Below are 18,402 nucleotides of genomic sequence, written 5' to 3'. Positions count from 1 at the left end.
ATGTTCTGGTCTTCGAACCCAGGGAACGGGATATCTAAAAATATTGAACTGTATGCGTTAGCATACGAATGAAGAAAATCAAATGAAACATCGGCGTCACAGCGTATACCAGTAAATTTACCGTCACAACCAGTTAAGCAGATAACATTGCTGACCTTCACAGCGTGATTGCGTGACATCAGAAATGCATTAATGATTTTCTCGATAATTTTCATGTAATCCTCTCGTTATAAAAAGGGATTACGCCCATCAGGGGAGTAATCCCCAGATGGGTAGTGTTAATCAGAAATCAGAAAGACCTAAATCTTTATTTCGCCCTGATATCGTGGAAGATATAAGACGATTTACTCGTTTCTGTATACTGTATTCAGACGTCTCACTTATAAAAAGTGGTAATGACTTACCAAGAGACTGTCCATTTCGATAATAGTGACAGACTATATAACCATGTCTCCACCCTGTACTGATATAAGACTTAACACATTTGATAAAACCCGAAGCTGCCGCTTCTGTTCGTAAAGAGGTAAATGATTTCAGATACCGGTCCATTGAACATAGTGCAATAGCTTTAAGAGTTACCTCCAGCATTTCATTCCCGTACTTCACTCTCTTAATTAACTGATCTTCATTACGGTGCAAGAATGCATTCCGCAGTCCGGCAATCAGTATTAAAACTTCTCTGAGTAAAGTACAGAGTCTATTACGCACATATCTCATGAAGTCATCAAAATATAAAAGCCAGAAACAAGCAGCCTGGCTAATCAAGAGATCATGGGAACAAGCTAGCATCTTAGCCAGCTCGATATCTTCGGAACGAAGAGAAAAGTTACTTTCCTCAAACCGTTGTTGCTTTGAATTACACGTATAGAGTTCTATCCATACAGAGATAAATTCAAGCGATTCCATGTCTTCGCAGAGCAATTCAGCACTGCTGATACACTGCTGAAGTTCAAGGCCGATATCATACGATACCGGACAATCTTTCAGAGTCTCGACATAGTCAGGGACGAACCGCGATAAATGCGTTGTTTTCAGGTACAGGCTGAGATGCACTTGTGTCAAAGGATTTACAAGAGACTGTACAGGCATCTCAGTAATGGAAACCGGTACAACACCATCCTTTATCAGAACTGCATTGACAAGATCTGTAGCTAATTTCATAAGGCCTCCAGGTTAAATGCTGAGGGCCCCCCCGATGGGATTGGCCATCAGGGATGTAGTTAAAATATGTGATATGTTTATGCGCAAAGAGCTATGACATTGTCGATATAACTGACAAGAGATGGTCGCTCATCCTTTACTGCAAAATGACGAAGTCCATCCAGATTATATGCCGGTAGAAAATCGGCATAACCACGGGTACGAAGATCATCAACCACAAGTTTTAAATAATCAAATCTTCCAAGAGAACCTCTCAATGGGGGCCTTCCCGGTTTGGACAAAACTTCTAAAGCTTGTTGCCACGTGATATCTTCCGCTTTTCCTGTAGCAAGATTAAAATGCACATAAATGAATGCTTTATAATCTCCACGACAGGTAAGATAGTAATTCGGAAAAAAATATTTATCACAGCGTAACAAACATGTACCTGAAGGGCGAATTACATACAACAGGTTTTTGTCCTTATCTATTATGCTGTGTTTTAAAATCGTAAGGTCAACTTCACTATCATGAAGATAATAGCATGATGATGGTTGCTCAACGATACGAGATGAAATCACAGCAGCAAACTTATTAAATAAGTCTTGATTTTCAGTTTTCATAACAATGCTCTCTTATATTAAACGATGAGCATCACCCTAACGGTAATACTCCCGTCAGGGGTTTTGAGTTATATGGATATACCACGTCATACAACCGACCGTAGCCAGATGTACCGCACATTTATTTAACTGAGCAAGCATCTCAGCCGTAAAAAAAACCTGAATAACAGGTGATTTTCACGAAGGAAATCTAATTATCTGTTTAGTATTTATGAAATTAAACACTAAAGAGATAACCCCCCCCGACCTAAAAAGGCGGGGGAGTTATCGGGTTTAAAGCTGAGCAAGACATTCAGGAGCCCATTTTACTGGGAAGCCATCAGGTCCTGTTAATTTCAATACTTCGTTCCAGTCGATTCCTTTCGTCCCTTCAGGAATATCGAAATCTGGTTCAAAGACTTTAATTGTCAGCTCTGAAGTGGGATATCGCTTTGCAAAAAACTCTTCCATTCGGGCCTGAAGTCGTATTGCTGACTCCATACCCGGGCAAGCGCTTCTTGAATTCACAACATCCTTATCCGCCCAGACGTAAAACTGTATTTCTTTCACATCCGGAGGAGGCAGTAGACTATCCGGCACTTCAACGTTTTCAAGACACCAGGCAGAGCTCGCAGCCCAACACGGTGTTGAAGTCGCTTCAGTTACTGACAGCGCGTTTTCTATGCCTTCAGCCACACCTAACGTCCAGGTACGGGTACCTGAGTTGTAGTGTGGGTCGTACAGCTGAATTGAGCCGCCGGTCATATCGGCAGGCGGTTTCATCATCAGTTTCGGATTCTCTACCCGAGCCTTATCACCATTTTTCTCTACGAACGTTCTATGGATTGTCAGAGGACGTCCCCGTGTATCACGATAAATTGCGATCATTCCCGGGTAAGTTGACGGTTTCTCTAGTGACTTATCCATATAGTAAAGTCGGTTGTTCAGACCAAGATCCTTAGGCAGATTACTCAGAATTCGTTTAAGACCACGATTTCGGAGATACATGCCCACAGGACTCCCTGGCTTGATTTCACCTGTATAGTGATATAACACTTCAAGTTTACGCAGCCGTTTTTCAACTTCATCGCTATCAAGCGTTTCGGTTGCACGAACTGTTGATTTATAACGCCGTTCACTTTCGAGATCCGCATCAGTTAACGGAGCGTACAGATCCATACCAAAGAAATCAGTCAAGATCTTCTTACAAGTCTGGGTTTTGCTCAACTTGTAATACTCTGCCAGCACATCAATACCGTCACAAAATGCATTCACAGGGAAATCATTGTGAATAGCACAACCGGTATAGAGGTCTTTTTTTCGGAAACGGAACTTTGATTTCCCGTCCCCGGTGAAGGGGCAAGGAACCTGGCTAGGTGCTTTATCACAAGCATCTTTAAATGCCGGTATTCTATCGAATACATAGCGCCAGCCAGAGGCTTCCGCAACACGAGCGTGAACCATTTTAATAAAGTGCTCAGATACTTCATGTGGTGTACGCTTAACAGCCGGTGATGCATAAGTCATTTTGTTCTCTCTTATCTGGCATTGTGGGTTTCTCAATGCCCTCTGCGATGCAGAAAACAGGGAGAAACCCACAACGCAGAATCTAAGAATAAGGGCCATAATGGCCCTTAACAATTACGCTTCAGACTTGAAGCCATTATTTTCAAGACGCTGGATAAAACCATCAACCATTGATGTTGCCATTTTTACATTACCCTCCGGTATAGATACATCCCGGAGAATTACTTCTTTTGGCAATTCACTTTTGACAACTTCACCCATGCGACCAAAAATACGGACACGATGCATCATCCCGACTTTTTCATACTCGACACGGTAAGTCTTTATCTGAGTCATATATTGCTCCTTAATCCTTCAGGGAGCAAAACGACCCAACCGGGCGTCATTTTGCCCCGATTGGGTAGAGTTAATTAGATAGAATTTGATGTACTAATTTACTGACCACATTCGGCAGTAAAGAAATATCATCAACATTTACGAAGGTGCCCTCATCAAAACCAATTAACTCATCAGTTTTAATGCCTACACCAGCGATTTCAATACCGTTACTTTCAGCTACCGTAAGAACATCACTAATGGTGTAATCAGACTCTGTCGGATAACCATCAGTAATAAGGAAAACAATTTTCCTGTCAAACTGGCTTTCAAGTAACAATTCTACAGCAGCCATTAAGGCGGAACCCGTTGGGGTATTATTCCCTTTACAGCCGAGTGAAAATTTTGAAAGCGTCTCTTCCGCGTTTTCATCAAACGTTTTGATAACTTCAAAGTCTTTGTCGACAAACGGATAAATCACATTAGCAACGTGCATTTTTGAATTAGCTTCAATCGCCAAAGTTAATGCAAGGTCAGTCTTAATTGCGTGGATATAACGGTGATCCAGAATCATAGAACCTGAAATATCACGAACAATAACCAAGCCGACGTGGCCCCGGTTTTTAGATTCGCTTTGCGACCGGAATACATCCCTCACACCCATCGGAGACTGGATCAATCGATTAATGTCGAATGACAAGCCTCTATCACGGGTTTTAAATTGACCACGCATTTTTACCTGCTGTAAAACAGATAAGTCTGCCCCAAGAGTCTGACTGATATTTAATGCTTCATTGTAGACATTCAGATCAATAAGCAAATCTGGAAGATCCCACTCATTTGCACCAAATTCAGCTTTAACCTCATCCGACACACTGGCAGCAATTACGGAGATTTCATTTGCAAGAGCCTCATGAAAATCTTCACTTTCCTCATCGCTGTTAAGAAAATCATCCAGCAATTTGGCAAGGATACTCCACTGCTCAGGAGAAAAGTTACTTTCCCCATCGGAAGGATTTCCATTGGAACTGTCGATTTGGGAAGGAGTTCCGTCAGCATCATACGAGTCAGGGTTAGCCGATTCATCGGTTTCGGGCTCTCCATCAGGTTCACCGTTACCGCTCTCAGCACTTTCTTCATCCCCTTTAGATTGCTCTGACGGCTCATTATCTTCCATAGGTGCTTTACCATTACCAGCATCATCGTCTTGCTCTTCGGAATCTCCATCCCCTTCACCCTGGTTGTCACCATTGGTTTCGGAATCAGGTTCATTCTCAGAGCCAGATGAATTGTCTGTGTCGTTTTGCGGGTCTTTATTCTGATCCTCTTCTTGCTGTTTCTCTTTGGCTTCATCCCGTAAACGCTCTAAAAGAGCCAAGGTTTTACGCGCCAGAGAATCGCAATTTTGCGTACTTTTGCAACTTAGAGCCTGATGAATAATCTCATCAACTTCTAAAATTACAGGCTCAAGGATTTTCTTTGCATAATCGAAAAATGGATCAAGCGTTTCTTTATGCCCTTCTTGCTGGAGAACGTTAACCCGCAATGTATTAAGCAGGAACATTTCAATAAACTGAACAGGGTTTTGAGGGCTTGAAGAAACATCAACCGTCATTCGCCCAGCTTCAACCATCAAGGCATAACTTACCGCGAGGCGCTTTTTTGCCTCCTGATAGTTAATACCCGTTTTCTCTTCCATCTGGACATCATCAAAGAGATTAATAAGTCCATGTAGACGGTAAGCCCGGGCATATGCGATTTTCTTTTGTTTAAGGGTTTGAAATTCAGCGTTCAGCTTATCATCTATACTGATGAAGCCATCTGCATTAATCAGTTCCCCAACAAAAGCTTCACGGTATACTTCATGTTCTGTATAGCGACCGTGTCCAGCTTCATGACATATAAACCCTTCAATTAGCTTGACGAATTTCTCATCGCTATAATCACCATTAGGTAATACACAAACGTTCTTTTCGCTGTTGAAATAAGGTGTATGTACCTTATTGTCTATTACAACATTAAGACCACTTATACCGCTTATCACGCTGGCTATATTCGTCAGGCGTTGAATATGGCGGGGTGAAGATTTCAAATCAAATTTCATTTGAGTACCTTTAATTAATAAAGGGTACTCACCCAGATGGTGAAGTACCCATCTGGGGTTATTTTTACAAGACTAAATCACCAGCCGTTCAGTTCGAGTTCGCTGTTAAAAGCACTATTACTACCACTGGCCTGAAGGGAAACATCTTCTTCAGGGACAACAGCAGACAAAGGTGCAGTTACTGCGTTTTTCTCAACTTCTTCAAGCGGATCTTCTCTGAACACATTTGCTGAAGAAAAAACATCATCCTCAAAAGCATTCTGAGAGTTAGCCGTATTATCCTGTGAATCAATATTGAATGACCGGGTAATGGAATCCAGCCAATCTGTTACTTTCTGCTCACCAGAAATAATACGTTTCAGCATTGACGCATCACTCATGAAATAGAACCATTGCTTTAACACCGCAACATCACGGGGAGAAGAAATGGCGCCTTTGGGTAAATTATTCATGACGTGCTTGATAGCTTCTGCAAGAACAACCGCCTCTTTATGAATGAACATAAAGCTAATGATTTTATCTTGCATCTGTTTTAATCGGTCAATCGTGCTGGAACGCAAATTATCATTTTTACTGATTTTTGCATAAACCTTCATAGCTTCATCGGCCAAATCGATTATCAGTTGTTCCTGATAAAAGTCCTGTGTTTCATCCCCCTCCACACTAATCGGTGAAAACGGAATGAAATGCGCCAGATTAAACCGGAATGATTTAATAAAATCATCTTTCGTTAATTTCAACTGGTCGATTAAATCTGACATCAACGGACTGCGATCTTTCTCAGCCTGAATATGAGTGTCATAGTTATCAACCACATTCTGGATACCGGCTTGAAATTCACGTTCAATTTCTTGTGCCTCTTCCAGAAACTCCTCCATTCTTTCGACAGGCAAAATCCACATATTGCTATAGCGGATACACAACCGTGAACAGAGTGTTGAAATTCGACTAGTGATAGTGCTTTTGAAACTCAGTGCCTTTATGTCTATCCAGCGAACTTCACTTTTAGACACGCTCTTCTGGTCCGTTATATCATCGCCGCCATAGGACAGTTCGATTTTATCGGTACGCCGAGAGCCCTGACAACCACTGATTTCGATTTTTGTTATAACAGCACCTTCCAACAAATCAGGATGTGCTTTTACAAAGTTATCACAGATTTGCTTAGCGGAAACTTTATTAAGTTTAGAAGTATTGAAAGTCATAGGTTTTCTCCAGATTAAAAAAATGGGAAAACCTCCCTGTCGGGAAAGATTTCCCGATAGGGTTAAGATTATTACTTCTCAAGTGTTGTTAAAAGAATTCCAGGAAATTCACTCTCGACAGACGTCGATTGAATACTTCCTTGATACATGAATCCTTTTGATTCAAGGCCCTTAATCATGGCTTCCATATCTTTGTCACAATCTTGATAACAAATAAATGAATAGTCATTATTGTGCTGCTTAAGACCTATATATTGATTTCCTTCCTGTGCAATCGCGAAAGTTTCATCCCCGTCTGCACTCAAAAAACCGTAAAACGAAAGATGAGCAAAGTCTGTCACAAGGCATTCAGCCTTCTGATAACTCGTCCCATCTATAACTACTTTTTTGCAGTGTAATACTCCATTGTACGGTTCTTATCGTCACCGAGTTTTAAATCGATGGCTTCCAGCACCATACCACTGGCATGTGCAGGCAGAGCCGACGCAAAAGCAATTTTAAACGTATCCAGTAAGGACATGGTCTTTAACGTCATCGACGTTCCAACCCATGCCACAAGCTGACGAATATCCATTACACTGTCTTCAGTTCCTATGTTGTTTACTGCAACGGCTACCGAAACGAATTTTTCAATTACCAGCATAGGCAGGCTATTGTAGCGTTTAAGCAAAACGTTGGTTAATGCAACCTCTGAAGGCCTTTCCATCTCCACAATCAGGAAGCGTTTAATAAACGCTGCATCCTGCCGCTGTGATGAAACGAACTTACGAGATCCCCCACTCATGTTTGTGTTTGCTGTACCCATAAACCGCGTAAACTTATTGGCATTAACCACTTCGCCACCGTTGGCGGCTAGTGACCAGGGCTTACGCTCTATAGGCATATGCAGCTTCGCGGCGGTATCAGGGTCAATCTTGTCCACTTCATCCAGAAGAATGAGGTGGCCTTCCTGAAACGCCGTTACAAGCTCGCTGGGCACAAAACTGGTGTTTCCGTTAATGAGACTACGCTCACCTTCAAGTTCATCAGCACGAATATTACTGTTGATTTGCTTTATGGTTAGCGGCCAATTCAGCATATGGCTAATGTACATTGCCATTTCAGTCTTACCAGAACCAGACTCCCCTTTCAGGCATACACTTAAATCTATATCGTTACTTACGAGCAATTGTACTACTTGCTCAAGTATACGAGCATTCGGTATATAATCCTTATTCAGGTTTGCACGATGTGGAGATAAACGTTTAAATACTGGAACTATCATATCCTCGGACATTTCAGGAATACCAAACAAATCTTTGGCCTTAACCAGGTAATATTGTTCCTTATTCGCATATGCTTTTGTAGATATAACATTTGCGGGTAACAGATTACCAATATTTTCTTCCAGTAATGAATTTTCGGTTTCTAATATAGTTGCGGCGTTAGTCATTTTTAAAACTCCGGTAAAATGCAAACACCGCCCGCTGGCAGATGTTTGCCAGTGGCATATTAGTTGAAGGTCATCTTACACGCTGTAACCATCTGTTTTCTGATAGCATCAACGTTGTAACCAAGATGAGTCCCTACAATTTCGAATACTTCAGATTCAATCCATTCGAACTGGCGCTCAAATGTAGGGTTTACGATAACCCAACCTGATGTATCCCTTAATGTTAACTTGTTATTTACGACAAGTTTTTCAAACAAATTAATTGTTGATTTAAATGCTTTAGAATAGACATCCATTATATCCCGATCAGTCCATTTTACTGCCAGTTTATTTTCTGCCAATAAATAGTCACGGTCGAAAAAGATATCCCATCCCATATCTTCCTTACAATCATGCAAAATAATCTCTTTATCCTGATGATATTGAGATAATTTAACATTTTCACTTTCAAAACTGTGCGTGTATTCATACAAGCTTTTTTTAAGCTCTGACCTAAACTCAATAGCATCTATACCATGAGTGGCACATGTAAGCTCAAATGACTGCGACATATACCAACGTGTTTCTGCTTCAAGAAGCGGATTCACTTTGATATTTCCGAATTCATCAGTTGTATAGAGTGATTTTGTAAAGACAAGATATTTAACGTTTTCCAACGACTCTTCCATTGCGACGACGTATAACTGATATACATCTTCAGGAGCCCAGTCGATAACCAGACCACCTAATTCTGCATTGTATTCTTCTAAAGTGAAGAGATAATCAGTTTCAGAAGCAAAACTAATTCCATGCAGAATTTGATTGTTGAGTAATTTGGAACAATGACCTAGCAATGCAACATCATCCGACACATGAGGCACCAGTTCCGGGCCAGAATGTTTTTCTTCTGATTGCATGCTTTGCTTTTGGGCTATTGCATTATTTATATATTCAAGCGGAGACTCAACTATGGGTATTATTTCATTTTCCTCTTCTTCAAAATCGAATATAGAGAAAAAATCCATTTGTTTACCAATAAATGATGTCGAGCTAATTTTTTGTTTCATGGGGCCTCCAAAGGGAGATCTCCCATGAAGGGATTTCTCCCCTTTAGGGTGGTTTAAATGTCAGATCTGTCTAAAGCTACTTTGCCCAAAACCCTTGGGGGGTTTAGGTATGTGAGCTAACTTACTTGTTGCAACGACTCTCATGTAGTCAAGAGGGTGCTCTCTCCCTTCCAACGTGACAATATCCACAACAAGATAACCGGAGACCATTAACTCATCACCTTGATTTATACCAGTGAAACAGCCTGAATACATTTCTGGTGACACTTTGATTTGAATAGAAAATTCTCTCTCAGCGATTTCACCATTAATTTCAGTCTTCATTCTGTTTTTGAGCTTTATTAATAACCCAACGTTACCGTCAGTCATTTCTTTCTCCATTGCACTGATAACTATCCCGGACACTTTAACTTCATTAACATATTCAAGATGTGACATTTCTTCTCTCCTCATTTTAATCAAAGAGAAGCCCTGTCAGGGTTCCCCCTTAACAGGATTAAATAAATTTATTTACAATGAACATCAATGACATCATGCCAAGAACAGCAAAACAAAACGTCTGACCAAAAGGTCTTGGTTCTTTAGCTGTTTTAGCGCTATTGACTTGAGTCAAAAGTTCATCAATTGTTAACTGCCGTTTTTCTGCCTTCATTTTGTCATCTAAATATTGCGCTTCTCGTTTTGTGAGAAATTCAATTTTAGATTTGATAGCATGGTCCCAGCCTTTGGAATCGAAAACGCTCAATTCACTAAAGGTATGTAGCATGAGTTCATCAGGAAAACCTAATTCTTTCATTAAGGGACGGACGGCTGCATACAATGCATCTACAGTTTCATAATGTGCCTTTGTCACTTCATTAAAGCGATTACGCAATGCTAATTTATCGCGCTTCACAATAATTTCAGAAACCCAGGCAATCAACTGATCATTTTTTAACTCTCTGGATTTATCGAGTGAATAATCTAGGTCATCCACATCAAGGAATGTGTTCAACCCATACTTTTCAAACTCTTCATTTAAAAACTTATCCAGTTCAGCTAAAGTTTTAAACATGGGAATTGCAGGTGCTTCTTTGAGTAGCTTATAAGCCTTCTCAAAGTCAATTGGATTGACATGAATTTGCTGCATTTCTACATGATAATAAGTTGAAAAAGCTGAAAGCTTTTGGGCCAGCATAGAAACCGATTTTAAAGAGTTCAGTTCAATTATAGTTGGTCCGTCTTCATTCAAAATAACAATAAGGTCATTATCATGCCCTGAGTAAATAATCAGAGATTCCAATAACTTCTTGTTAACTGCCTTGTCCATATCCGGAATCAGATCGGCGAAGGCCAGAAGAAGGGCTTTACTGCGTGCTTTGCTTTTAGACATTTGGGGTCACCTATATATAGTAAGAAGGAAGGAATAATGGAATATTCCAACACAAAGGCAAAGCCTGTCATTCATCTCCCGTAAGCTATGAACCGCCTGATTTATACTTTCTGGCATTAGAAGTACGCAACGAAAATAGCTCAATCAAGAGCTAAATTAGTTACGATTTGGTAAATTCGGTTTGCCTTTTTACGGGCATAGGAAAGGCACCAGCGACAAAGGTGACATTTTGCCGGTGGTGCCTTGCAGCTTAAGTAAGCTGGCCGCTTTTCACGGCTGAATCCGCGCTTAATGCGCAAAGTAACTTTTGTCAGTTACTTGAAATGTGGGAGCGATAATACAAAGCTCAATATTCTTATACAACATAGAGTCATTATTGTAAATACTGATTGGAAAATTCTTCTGTTAAATTTGATTCTATTCTCATATTCGCTGCCTCTTTCAATTTTTCTTCGGCGCATTCGCTTAAAAAGAAGGACGGATCACCGTACCACATTACATGCAGCTGTTGTTCTGCTCGTGTAAATCCTACAAATAGAAGTCTTCTCTCTTCTTCAATCGCTTCCTGCCCCACTGATCTCTTGCTTGGGATCTGGTCAGCATTGCAACTCATAATAATGACTTTTTTCCATTCTAGCCCCTTCGAACCATGCAATGTCGATAAAACTACTTTATCCGGCGTATATTCCTCATCCTTCTTTTTAGGCCCCAAACACATCGCCGCAGCTCGATTTATCATGTTTTGCCAGCCATTTTTCTCAGCCCATTGCTTACAGGTATCTAACGCAATTCGTGTCAGTGAAGGTGAACCTTTCTGAGTCCTCATTTTTATTGATGACAATTCCATCCATTTAATCAGATTTGCGAAGCGCTTTTCGATTTCAACTTTATCCCGAGTCTCCTGTGTAAACCGGGTGAAGTTTGAGTGAAGTGTTCTTGTTTCCAGGGAACTTGCATCTGGGATGCTCAGTTCACCAAAAGTTACTTTTCTCCCTTTCATGCTAAATGCTGTTTGATCCAAAACTTCTTCATTTTCACCGAAAAGCGCCAGCACCCTCTTCATTAATCGAACATCGTTGGACTGCCGAAAGAAAGCCATCAGATGCAGTACGTCGCTCGTCTCTTTCTCATCCCAAAAGGACTTGCCTCCATAACGAAGAACCGGCTGCTCTATGAGGCTTTCAAGCTGATCAAGATGTGCATTACCTCTGCTAAGGATTGCCCAGCCATTTGGGTCTTGGTTAATTAGATTGAGGATGCCTTGAATCTGTTCATCCATATCAACATATGAGCGGAAATTAACTTTTCCACCACCACTTTTAGCTGAACGCAGATCCTTAACGTATCTGTAAACATTTTTTTCAATCAATGCCCCTGCAACCTTAAGAATTTCTGGTTCACACCTGAAACAGGTATTTAGATAAAATATGTTTGGCCTGAATTGTTTTTCAAATTGCTGGAATATTTTTACCCCGCCGGAGGCCCTGAAAGAATAGATTGCCTGATCATCATCCCCTACGATGCTCGTGTTAACACCACCCCTTGTATGTAGTGCGATCCAGGCATACTGAATCGAGTCGGTGTCTTGCACCTCATCTACAACTAAATGCGTCAAATTTAGTGGCTGCATTTTTCCTGAGTGCATCTGGCCCACGACAAAACGTGAGAGTGCATTTAAGTCAGCTACGTGGTCTTTCTGACATATTGCCTGGTATGTGTTGAACAAGTGGATTTGTTGACGCGTATGGCGAACTGAAATGATGTCTGTATCCATTTCCCTTCCAATCGCATCAATAGCAAATTCAGCTTCCGGGTAACGGAAAGGCGCGCCTGACTCCTTTAACGCACGATGAATTACAGAACGCTGTGCCGAGCTAATCAGCATCTTGCCCTTCCAGTTGACCATGTCCAGTTGCATCCGGATAAAGCCGTGGAAAGTATTTACCAGCACCCTATCCTGGTCTTTTTTACTTAACCGACTTTTCAGCTTTTCAGCCAATGAATTTGTTGCAGCGCGAGTAAATGTGACCATTCCAACCTTGGCATATGGGAACTGCCTGAGGATTGAGATCACAGCCTCGATCATCGTAAATGACTTCCCAGACCCTGGTGCTGCAATAACCATATTATTTGCGTTTGCATTTTCAATGATGACCCTTTGCTCATCTGTTGGTTTACCCATAAAAGCCTCTGAATATTTAGTCCCACTGATTATACGATTTAATTTAGAGGGATTTTTCTTTACAAGGCTGGTTTTTGTTCGCTTCACATTTTTTCATTTTTTCTGCATTTTGGTTGTTTGAGAAACTGACGAGTATGAAATAATGCTTCTAGACAAAAAAATCATTCAAAGAAGGGTCTCAAATGAAAACTAAACGTTTTGTATCTCTGGTTTCTGCTTTTGTTGCCAGTGCATCGCTGGTTGGTTGTGCCCGGGATGCTGGTAAAACCCCGAATTCTGCACAGCACAGCGACACTCATGGGCTCTACTGGCATGCTAATTCTAAAGACTCGGTAGCCAAAAATGCTTACTCTTTGGCCGGTTTTGACGTTACTTTTAATGAAGAAACAGTCCAGCCGGGTGGCGATGCAGATAACTTGCTTTCCAAACTGCTAATTAGTGGCTCTATGGGCTATGTTACAGGAGGGCTCAGTGGATTAAGTATTATGAGTTTGGGATCAATGTACAGCTCCTCTGACGCTGAATATATCCAGGTTAACCAATACGTCGTCTTTGTCCCGAACCCTAAAAAACTTCCTTATAACGATGAAAGCTTAGTACGTGCCGGTGCTGCATATGTTTATAATCACACCAAAGAGTCACAGGTGGCACTCGGGTTCAATCCTTCGAAGCAAAGTGCGGCTCTGGCTTCATGCAAGATTGATATGGCAGTGATGAATAAATGGAGTACCTGCGACCTCCCTTCAAAGCCAGCTGCCGACGTAATGCCGACTAAGTCCATGTACAGCTTCCAGGTTATTCGCCCAGCGTCTGGATCTGAAATCCCTCAACTTAATCTACCTGCCGGTGATTATTCAGTAGTTCGTTACGTATTCATTCCATTTAAAGGCAATGAATCTAGTACTAACTTCTCAGGTATTATTTTCCGTTCTGACAGTCCAAAATTCACTACCCCAGGTGGCGTTGCTGCATCTATTAACGGTAAAGATTATTATCTTTTCGCAGGAGAATATGGTCAGAAGGGTTTCCCTGAAAAAACTCTTAAAGCAAAATAAAAATAAAGGGGCTTTACAGCCCCTACATTTAGTATTTTGGTAATTCCTTCCCAGTAATTGGGTCTACATAAGTTGACCCAACTTCACAAATCGCGGGCCGTGGTAGATAGCTACAGTCCACATTCTCCTCTTTAATTGCCTGATTATTTTCCTGTCTAGCTTTTATCATATTATCCTCACCACCCATTGATTCTTTCGTTCTTTGGGATGGAAGTTGGTAATTTTCATTTTTAAATGGCAAATTTTCTGTTATCGATGACTCGGAGAATGTAGCGTACTGATCAGGAACTTCTCCGACCTGGACGGCATCGTTAATCCATTCAGTTAAATCGATCTTATCAAAATCTAATCTCTGTATTTGACTAATTGATAATCCAACGCAACTCGAAGCAACCGGATCTATTCCAAGTTGAGGATACGCCTGCTGCATAATCACGCGAGATAACATTGAATTGTAGCAGCACATGTCTGTTGCTTTTTTAACACACTTCTTTGTAAATCCCATATTGAGATATTTAACACAGCGTTCAGTATCCAGTGTGAAACAGGATTTCTGATTTTTATGAATAGACGCTTCCATTTCTTTTTGATCACAGGCCACAAGCATTTCAAGCAACATTTTTGTTATTTGATATGCGGTATAAATCCAGCCAATGACATTTAATGCAAGCATAAAGTTTTGAATTGCTGCTGAAAAGACTACTTCGCCACCCGTTGTCGCTACATTTTTAAAAACGAAGTCCCTTACTGTATCGGGAAGCAAGTCATATGCTTTTTCCATGGCCATCTTCTTAAGGGTACCAAGCCCGAAAGAGCTCATTGTCTCCTTAGCAAGTTGACCACTTCCACCAGCAGTGGATGAACCTACTGTTCGCCCAAGGTTACCGGCCACATTTTCGTAGACGCTGGTTAGCGAACTGGTGACATTGTTCCACATCTGACCAACAGTTTTACCTGCCGATGCTGTCCATTCACCAACCGAGTTAGCCATTGAAGCCCAGGTTCCACTCTCCCCACCGGTCCAGCTTACCAGCTGAGCATTCACTCGTGTCCAGTTCGTGTTTCGGATCATCGACCCAGCCAGCATAATCGCCTCTAGTGAGCCAGCGGTACCCTGTGGCTGTTCGCAGCAATCTGTTTTGGCCAGCCCGTTCACAAAACCAACGGACCTGCCGCACCATTCTGCTTTCCCCTCAAAGACGGAGCAGGAATTAGGGTCGTTGGGATCTTCGCATTTTGCCTCACCCTGCATGTACTGAACCATGTTTGAGTACGCGGCCACTTTCCCAAAATCATTGTTTTCCTCTTTTGGGCCGGTTTCGCATGTTCCACCAGAACATGGGATCATACCTACACAGGCGTTAGTCTGTGACTCTACCTCTCTGACGACGTCCTTACCTCTGTCACACGTATATTTCTGCTCATACATGTAGCATGTATTTGTGCCTTCATCGAACCAACCTTCTGCACAAGTCTGTGTATCGAGCACACACGCAGCATCATTTTTATATGTGCCGCAAGCGTCAGGCATATTTTTAATGTCGTCGTAGTTGTAGCAGAGGTCTTTTCCTGCGGCGTCTTTCATGATGTTTCCCTTCGCATCATATGAGCACAGCTTTTCCTTCGCCAGGGGATCACAGAAGTAACCTTCAAGGTTTGTTTTCCAGGTTAAGAACCCGGTATCGCCTTTATAAAGCGGTGTGGCCATTTTAAGCACAGTTTCCGGGAGCCGCTTTGTACCGACATCCATGTTCACAAACCGGTCAAACCGACAGAATGAATTCGGCGTTTGTACTGCATCAAAACAACCTGCGGGTTCCTGTATATGTTTATCCTCCAGCTTCATATTTTCAAAAGTCAGCTCAACTTCAAAATAGCCTTCCCCACCGCCACCTACCCAAACGCGTGACGCCATTGTCACTTCACGGTCCACCTCCTGATATACAGAGTTTCTTACCTGGTCGGTAATATCGTAGACTTTGTCAAGCTTCCATGATTTTTTCAGCTCCCATGGCCCTTGTGGTGATGGATAATTGCTACTTCTATATTCTCCATCTATGTGAGCAAAAATCTGCGTTCCATCAAGCGTGACCCTCATATGATCATCCCACTCTGCATTAATTATTTTCGCAGTTGCAAGCTTTGCATCAGGATGAAATTTTAAGGTTAATGAGTTGTCATATACTCCATCGTTCCAATAGTTGTCGTCTCTTCTGCCGAACCAGACCCTCACACAATTATCCCCGCACATAGACATATCACCATTACCACCTGAGATATAAACAGGTACGGAAAAATCACGAGTTATTGTGCAACTATTAAAGTTATCTTTCTTGGGTGAGTTGCAGTAAAACTCTTTATAATCTGGATAGTGTGTAGTAATAGTTTGTTTTTTTGTTTCCGTATTGCAACTCTGTAGCCAGTTGCCTGTACCGGCTACAGCATTACCAATTTCATTTCGGCCAGCATTGAACATAGGGTCGTTAGGTTTAATATTAGATGCTGGGTTGTCTTTATTTGCATTCACCAGTGTACGGTAGGCAACCCCATCGTAACTCTGCGCTTCAAACAGCTGACTTTTTCGATTTTTGATGTCATTGATGAATCCATCCTCATCTCCATACCGGCCACCGGAATTAAACTGAATATCACTGTGCTTCTGCTCTGAGCTGAATAGCTCTCCTGTACTGGTTTTGGTTCCTGCCGTTGTATTCGTGTTGTTACTTATACCAATGTTACCGCTACTGTCTCTGGAAAGTAACTTTGCCCCCTCTTTCGTATAATTAGAGTTGATCGTACCGCCCGTCATGCTCGGTAACTGTACGGTCTTACCGATCGACTTGCCGTCAGATGCAGCATTACTCATAACACTTTCGTTTGAGTTCAGCGCCCCGTACTTCCCAACGTCTAAGTTTATTGAATCTGCTTTACCTACATATTTATCTGATATTTTTCCGCTCAGGTTTTCCCCGGAATCAGCATTCTTGTACTTCTCTACAATATCCTGAGCACTTGTTGTTGCATTTCGATTTGCGTTGGGGTTCGCAAGGTCAAAATTGTTTTCCAACTGATCAAATATCGCATCAGCTGCGTATATTTTTGGTGTCATAACCATGTTAATGAGCGAAACGTAAAATGCCCAACTCATAGTATTTGCGAGCATAGACGCAATAATTGTTGAAGCAATTAATTTCCTAGTTTTCATATTAAAAGCCTCCTGCAATTAAGCGCCGGGATTAAAACGCACGCAACAGTCATTATATCTCCATAGCATATAGACATAATTATCTATGCCTATTTTCTTTCGTCCACCTTTCAGCGTTGACCAATCATGTACGGAGTCACCAAGCCTATGGCAGCAATCAGGCCCTTTAGCTTCTGGCGTTGGGTAAAGCATTGAAAGTCTATATTGTGAACGAGGAGTGAAGTATTCCCATGTTTTCTCACATATTGCATCTGCTCCCATTGTTCTCATTAGCATTCCTTGCCGATGTAACTTAGTTAGTAGTCGTTGTGTAATAAGGGAACTGGTTCTGACGGCATCATCATTCGCATAGACGTGCCCTGTAAGCGGGTACAAGTTACCATCACAACCGGCACAAAAATAGGCAGCCAAATTATCCTTTCCGGCAGTCACTGCCACGCAGTCAGCAGCACATACCATTGAGGCAATAGGGTTTGCAAATACCACAGCTTCGGGGTTCAGCACGAGCGTCAACAGATCACTTTCCCACATTGGATCAACTTCGCTGATATACGTCAGACTGGCATCAATATAAGGTTCTGCTGTACATTCACCGATTATCAGCAATTTCAACATTGTCATGATCGGGAATTCCCAGAGATGTACGTCGTAGAATCCGGCTTCTGTAGCAGTCATAGGCTGGTTAGTATTGCTCTTGCCAATATCGAACTGTGATTTTTGCAACATGGTTCCCTCCAAAAATGGGCTGCACCATGGGCTTTTCACTACTTCTACGATTTTAACTGGCTGGAAAAAACTTAACTGCCATCCGATTTCTGGTATCCCATTTTGGTCTGTGCAATAGCAGCCGGGGCGTGAGGGTGCGGCACCTTCAGGTGCCGCACCAATTCCCATGATCCGCATCGGGAAGATGCAACTCCAGCAGATATTTTTGATTAGTCCCTGCCACACACCAGCTGACTGGCACATTGCTCCCGGGACGCCGGTATCTGCGGCCATGGTCATTGCAGGCAGGGAAAATGACAGCATGACAGCAACCAAAATTTCCAAAAGTAACTTTTTTAGCTTCTTCACCGGCACGCTCACTATTTAGTAATGAATGTTGTCACGCTTTCCATATACGTAACCACTTTGTTGAAATACTCTCTCATCAGGTCCGGGTAATTCAGAGTCAGCCATGTGGCCAGCAGCGCCCCTAAAATAAATCCGATCTTCAT

General features: G+C 41.8%; 16 protein-coding genes. 1 reads left to right on the top strand and 15 read right to left on the bottom strand.

From position 1 onward, the window contains the following. Positions 1-282: 282 nt before the first annotated feature. The 12 genes from SK39_RS23295 to trhI all read right to left on the bottom strand — a co-directional run bounded on the left by SK39_RS23295 (position 283) and on the right by trhI (position 12,925). Positions 283-1,161, bottom strand: coding sequence for a hypothetical protein (locus tag SK39_RS23295; RefSeq protein WP_015063137.1), 879 nt, complete (start codon positions 1,159-1,161; stop codon positions 283-285). A 77-nt stretch (positions 1,162-1,238) separates the two neighbouring features. Beyond that, entirely contained in the window at positions 1,239-1,763 is a 525-nt protein-coding gene (locus tag SK39_RS26500; protein WP_022652175.1) for a hypothetical protein, read from the bottom strand. Between the two features lie 273 nt (positions 1,764-2,036). Then, positions 2,037-3,269 carry a DUF7146 domain-containing protein gene (locus SK39_RS23290; RefSeq protein ID WP_048217573.1) on the bottom strand — a complete coding sequence of 411 codons (1,233 nt, stop codon included), beginning with the start codon at positions 3,267-3,269 and terminating at the stop codon, positions 2,037-2,039. A 114-nt stretch (positions 3,270-3,383) separates the two neighbouring features. Beyond that, the gene (locus tag SK39_RS23285; protein ID WP_015063134.1) at positions 3,384-3,605 is read right to left on the bottom strand and encodes a hypothetical protein; all 222 of its coding nucleotides are present in this window, start codon (positions 3,603-3,605) and stop codon (positions 3,384-3,386) included. Between the two features lie 70 nt (positions 3,606-3,675). Further along, on the bottom strand, positions 3,676-5,688 hold the full coding sequence (locus SK39_RS23280; RefSeq protein WP_022652174.1) for a vWA domain-containing protein: 2,013 nt from the start codon (positions 5,686-5,688) through the stop codon (positions 3,676-3,678). A 77-nt stretch (positions 5,689-5,765) separates the two neighbouring features. Then, on the bottom strand, positions 5,766-6,893 hold the full coding sequence (locus SK39_RS23275) for a DUF3150 domain-containing protein (protein ID WP_015063132.1): 1,128 nt from the start codon (positions 6,891-6,893) through the stop codon (positions 5,766-5,768). A 71-nt stretch (positions 6,894-6,964) separates the two neighbouring features. After that, positions 6,965-7,234: a hypothetical protein gene (locus SK39_RS23270; RefSeq protein WP_032610391.1), complete on the bottom strand. Its 270-nt coding sequence runs from the start codon at positions 7,232-7,234 to the stop codon at positions 6,965-6,967. Between the two features lie 38 nt (positions 7,235-7,272). After that, positions 7,273-8,325 (bottom strand): ATP-binding protein, encoded by a 1,053-nt coding sequence (locus tag SK39_RS23265; RefSeq protein ID WP_022652173.1) that lies wholly within the window; start codon positions 8,323-8,325, stop codon positions 7,273-7,275. A gap of 59 nt (positions 8,326-8,384) precedes the next feature. Then, the gene (locus SK39_RS23260) at positions 8,385-9,371 is read right to left on the bottom strand and encodes a hypothetical protein (RefSeq protein WP_022652172.1); all 987 of its coding nucleotides are present in this window, start codon (positions 9,369-9,371) and stop codon (positions 8,385-8,387) included. Between the two features lie 60 nt (positions 9,372-9,431). Continuing rightward, entirely contained in the window at positions 9,432-9,809 is a 378-nt protein-coding gene (locus SK39_RS23255) for a hypothetical protein (protein WP_022652171.1), read from the bottom strand. 58 nt (positions 9,810-9,867) lie between these two features. Continuing rightward, positions 9,868-10,743 (bottom strand): hypothetical protein, encoded by an 876-nt coding sequence (locus tag SK39_RS23250; RefSeq protein ID WP_015063128.1) that lies wholly within the window; start codon positions 10,741-10,743, stop codon positions 9,868-9,870. 373 nt (positions 10,744-11,116) lie between these two features. Beyond that, a complete protein-coding gene (gene trhI / locus SK39_RS23245) occupies positions 11,117-12,925 on the bottom strand; it encodes an IncHI-type conjugal transfer helicase TrhI (RefSeq protein ID WP_015063127.1) in 1,809 nt (602 codons plus the stop codon). A 182-nt stretch (positions 12,926-13,107) separates the two neighbouring features. Between trhI and SK39_RS23240 the strand changes: the two genes are divergently transcribed. Continuing rightward, on the top strand, positions 13,108-13,980 hold the full coding sequence (locus tag SK39_RS23240) for a hypothetical protein (protein WP_015063126.1): 873 nt from the start codon (positions 13,108-13,110) through the stop codon (positions 13,978-13,980). A 28-nt stretch (positions 13,981-14,008) separates the two neighbouring features. On the opposite strand, the gene trhN is transcribed toward SK39_RS23240, so the two are convergent. The 3 genes from trhN to SK39_RS27925 are packed head-to-tail and all read right to left on the bottom strand — an operon-like array spanning position 14,009 to position 18,402. Then, positions 14,009-17,185 carry an IncHI-type conjugal transfer protein TrhN gene (gene trhN / locus SK39_RS23235; RefSeq protein WP_015063125.1) on the bottom strand — a complete coding sequence of 1,059 codons (3,177 nt, stop codon included), beginning with the start codon at positions 17,183-17,185 and terminating at the stop codon, positions 14,009-14,011. An 18-nt stretch (positions 17,186-17,203) separates the two neighbouring features. Beyond that, a complete protein-coding gene (trhU, locus tag SK39_RS23230; RefSeq protein WP_197090009.1) occupies positions 17,204-18,259 on the bottom strand; it encodes an IncHI-type conjugal transfer protein TrhU in 1,056 nt (351 codons plus the stop codon). 11 nt (positions 18,260-18,270) lie between these two features. Continuing rightward, positions 18,271-18,402, bottom strand: coding sequence for a hypothetical protein (locus SK39_RS27925; RefSeq protein ID WP_022652169.1), 132 nt, complete (start codon positions 18,400-18,402; stop codon positions 18,271-18,273).

The organism is Citrobacter sp. BIDMC107, from assembly GCF_001037575.1.
Taxonomy (GTDB): domain Bacteria; phylum Pseudomonadota; class Gammaproteobacteria; order Enterobacterales; family Enterobacteriaceae; genus Citrobacter; species Citrobacter freundii.
The sequence above is the reverse complement of the archived record's forward strand: the minus strand, read 5'-3'. Positions and strand labels throughout refer to the sequence as shown.

Excerpts from the sequence above, each read along its gene's own strand:
- SK39_RS23285 (WP_015063134.1), bottom strand. The coding sequence starts at position 3,605 with ATGACTCAGATAAAGACTTACCGTGTCGAGTATGAAAAAGTCGGGATG.
- SK39_RS23240 (WP_015063126.1), top strand. The coding sequence starts at position 13,108 with ATGAAAACTAAACGTTTTGTATCTCTGGTTTCTGCTTTTGTTGCCAGT.
- SK39_RS27925 (WP_022652169.1), bottom strand. The coding sequence starts at position 18,402 with ATGAAGATCGGATTTATTTTAGGGGCGCTGCTGGCCACATGGCTGACT.
- trhI (WP_015063127.1), bottom strand. The coding sequence starts at position 12,925 with ATGGGTAAACCAACAGATGAGCAAAGGGTCATCATTGAAAATGCAAAC.
- SK39_RS26500 (WP_022652175.1), bottom strand. The coding sequence starts at position 1,763 with ATGAAAACTGAAAATCAAGACTTATTTAATAAGTTTGCTGCTGTGATT.
- SK39_RS23295 (WP_015063137.1), bottom strand. The coding sequence starts at position 1,161 with ATGAAATTAGCTACAGATCTTGTCAATGCAGTTCTGATAAAGGATGGT.
- SK39_RS23265 (WP_022652173.1), bottom strand. The coding sequence starts at position 8,325 with ATGACTAACGCCGCAACTATATTAGAAACCGAAAATTCATTACTGGAA.
- SK39_RS23275 (WP_015063132.1), bottom strand. The coding sequence starts at position 6,893 with ATGACTTTCAATACTTCTAAACTTAATAAAGTTTCCGCTAAGCAAATC.
- SK39_RS23290 (WP_048217573.1), bottom strand. The coding sequence starts at position 3,269 with ATGACTTATGCATCACCGGCTGTTAAGCGTACACCACATGAAGTATCT.
- SK39_RS23255 (WP_022652171.1), bottom strand. The coding sequence starts at position 9,809 with ATGTCACATCTTGAATATGTTAATGAAGTTAAAGTGTCCGGGATAGTT.
- SK39_RS23260 (WP_022652172.1), bottom strand. The coding sequence starts at position 9,371 with ATGAAACAAAAAATTAGCTCGACATCATTTATTGGTAAACAAATGGAT.
- SK39_RS23250 (WP_015063128.1), bottom strand. The coding sequence starts at position 10,743 with ATGTCTAAAAGCAAAGCACGCAGTAAAGCCCTTCTTCTGGCCTTCGCC.
- trhN (WP_015063125.1), bottom strand. The coding sequence starts at position 17,185 with ATGAAAACTAGGAAATTAATTGCTTCAACAATTATTGCGTCTATGCTC.
- SK39_RS23280 (WP_022652174.1), bottom strand. The coding sequence starts at position 5,688 with ATGAAATTTGATTTGAAATCTTCACCCCGCCATATTCAACGCCTGACG.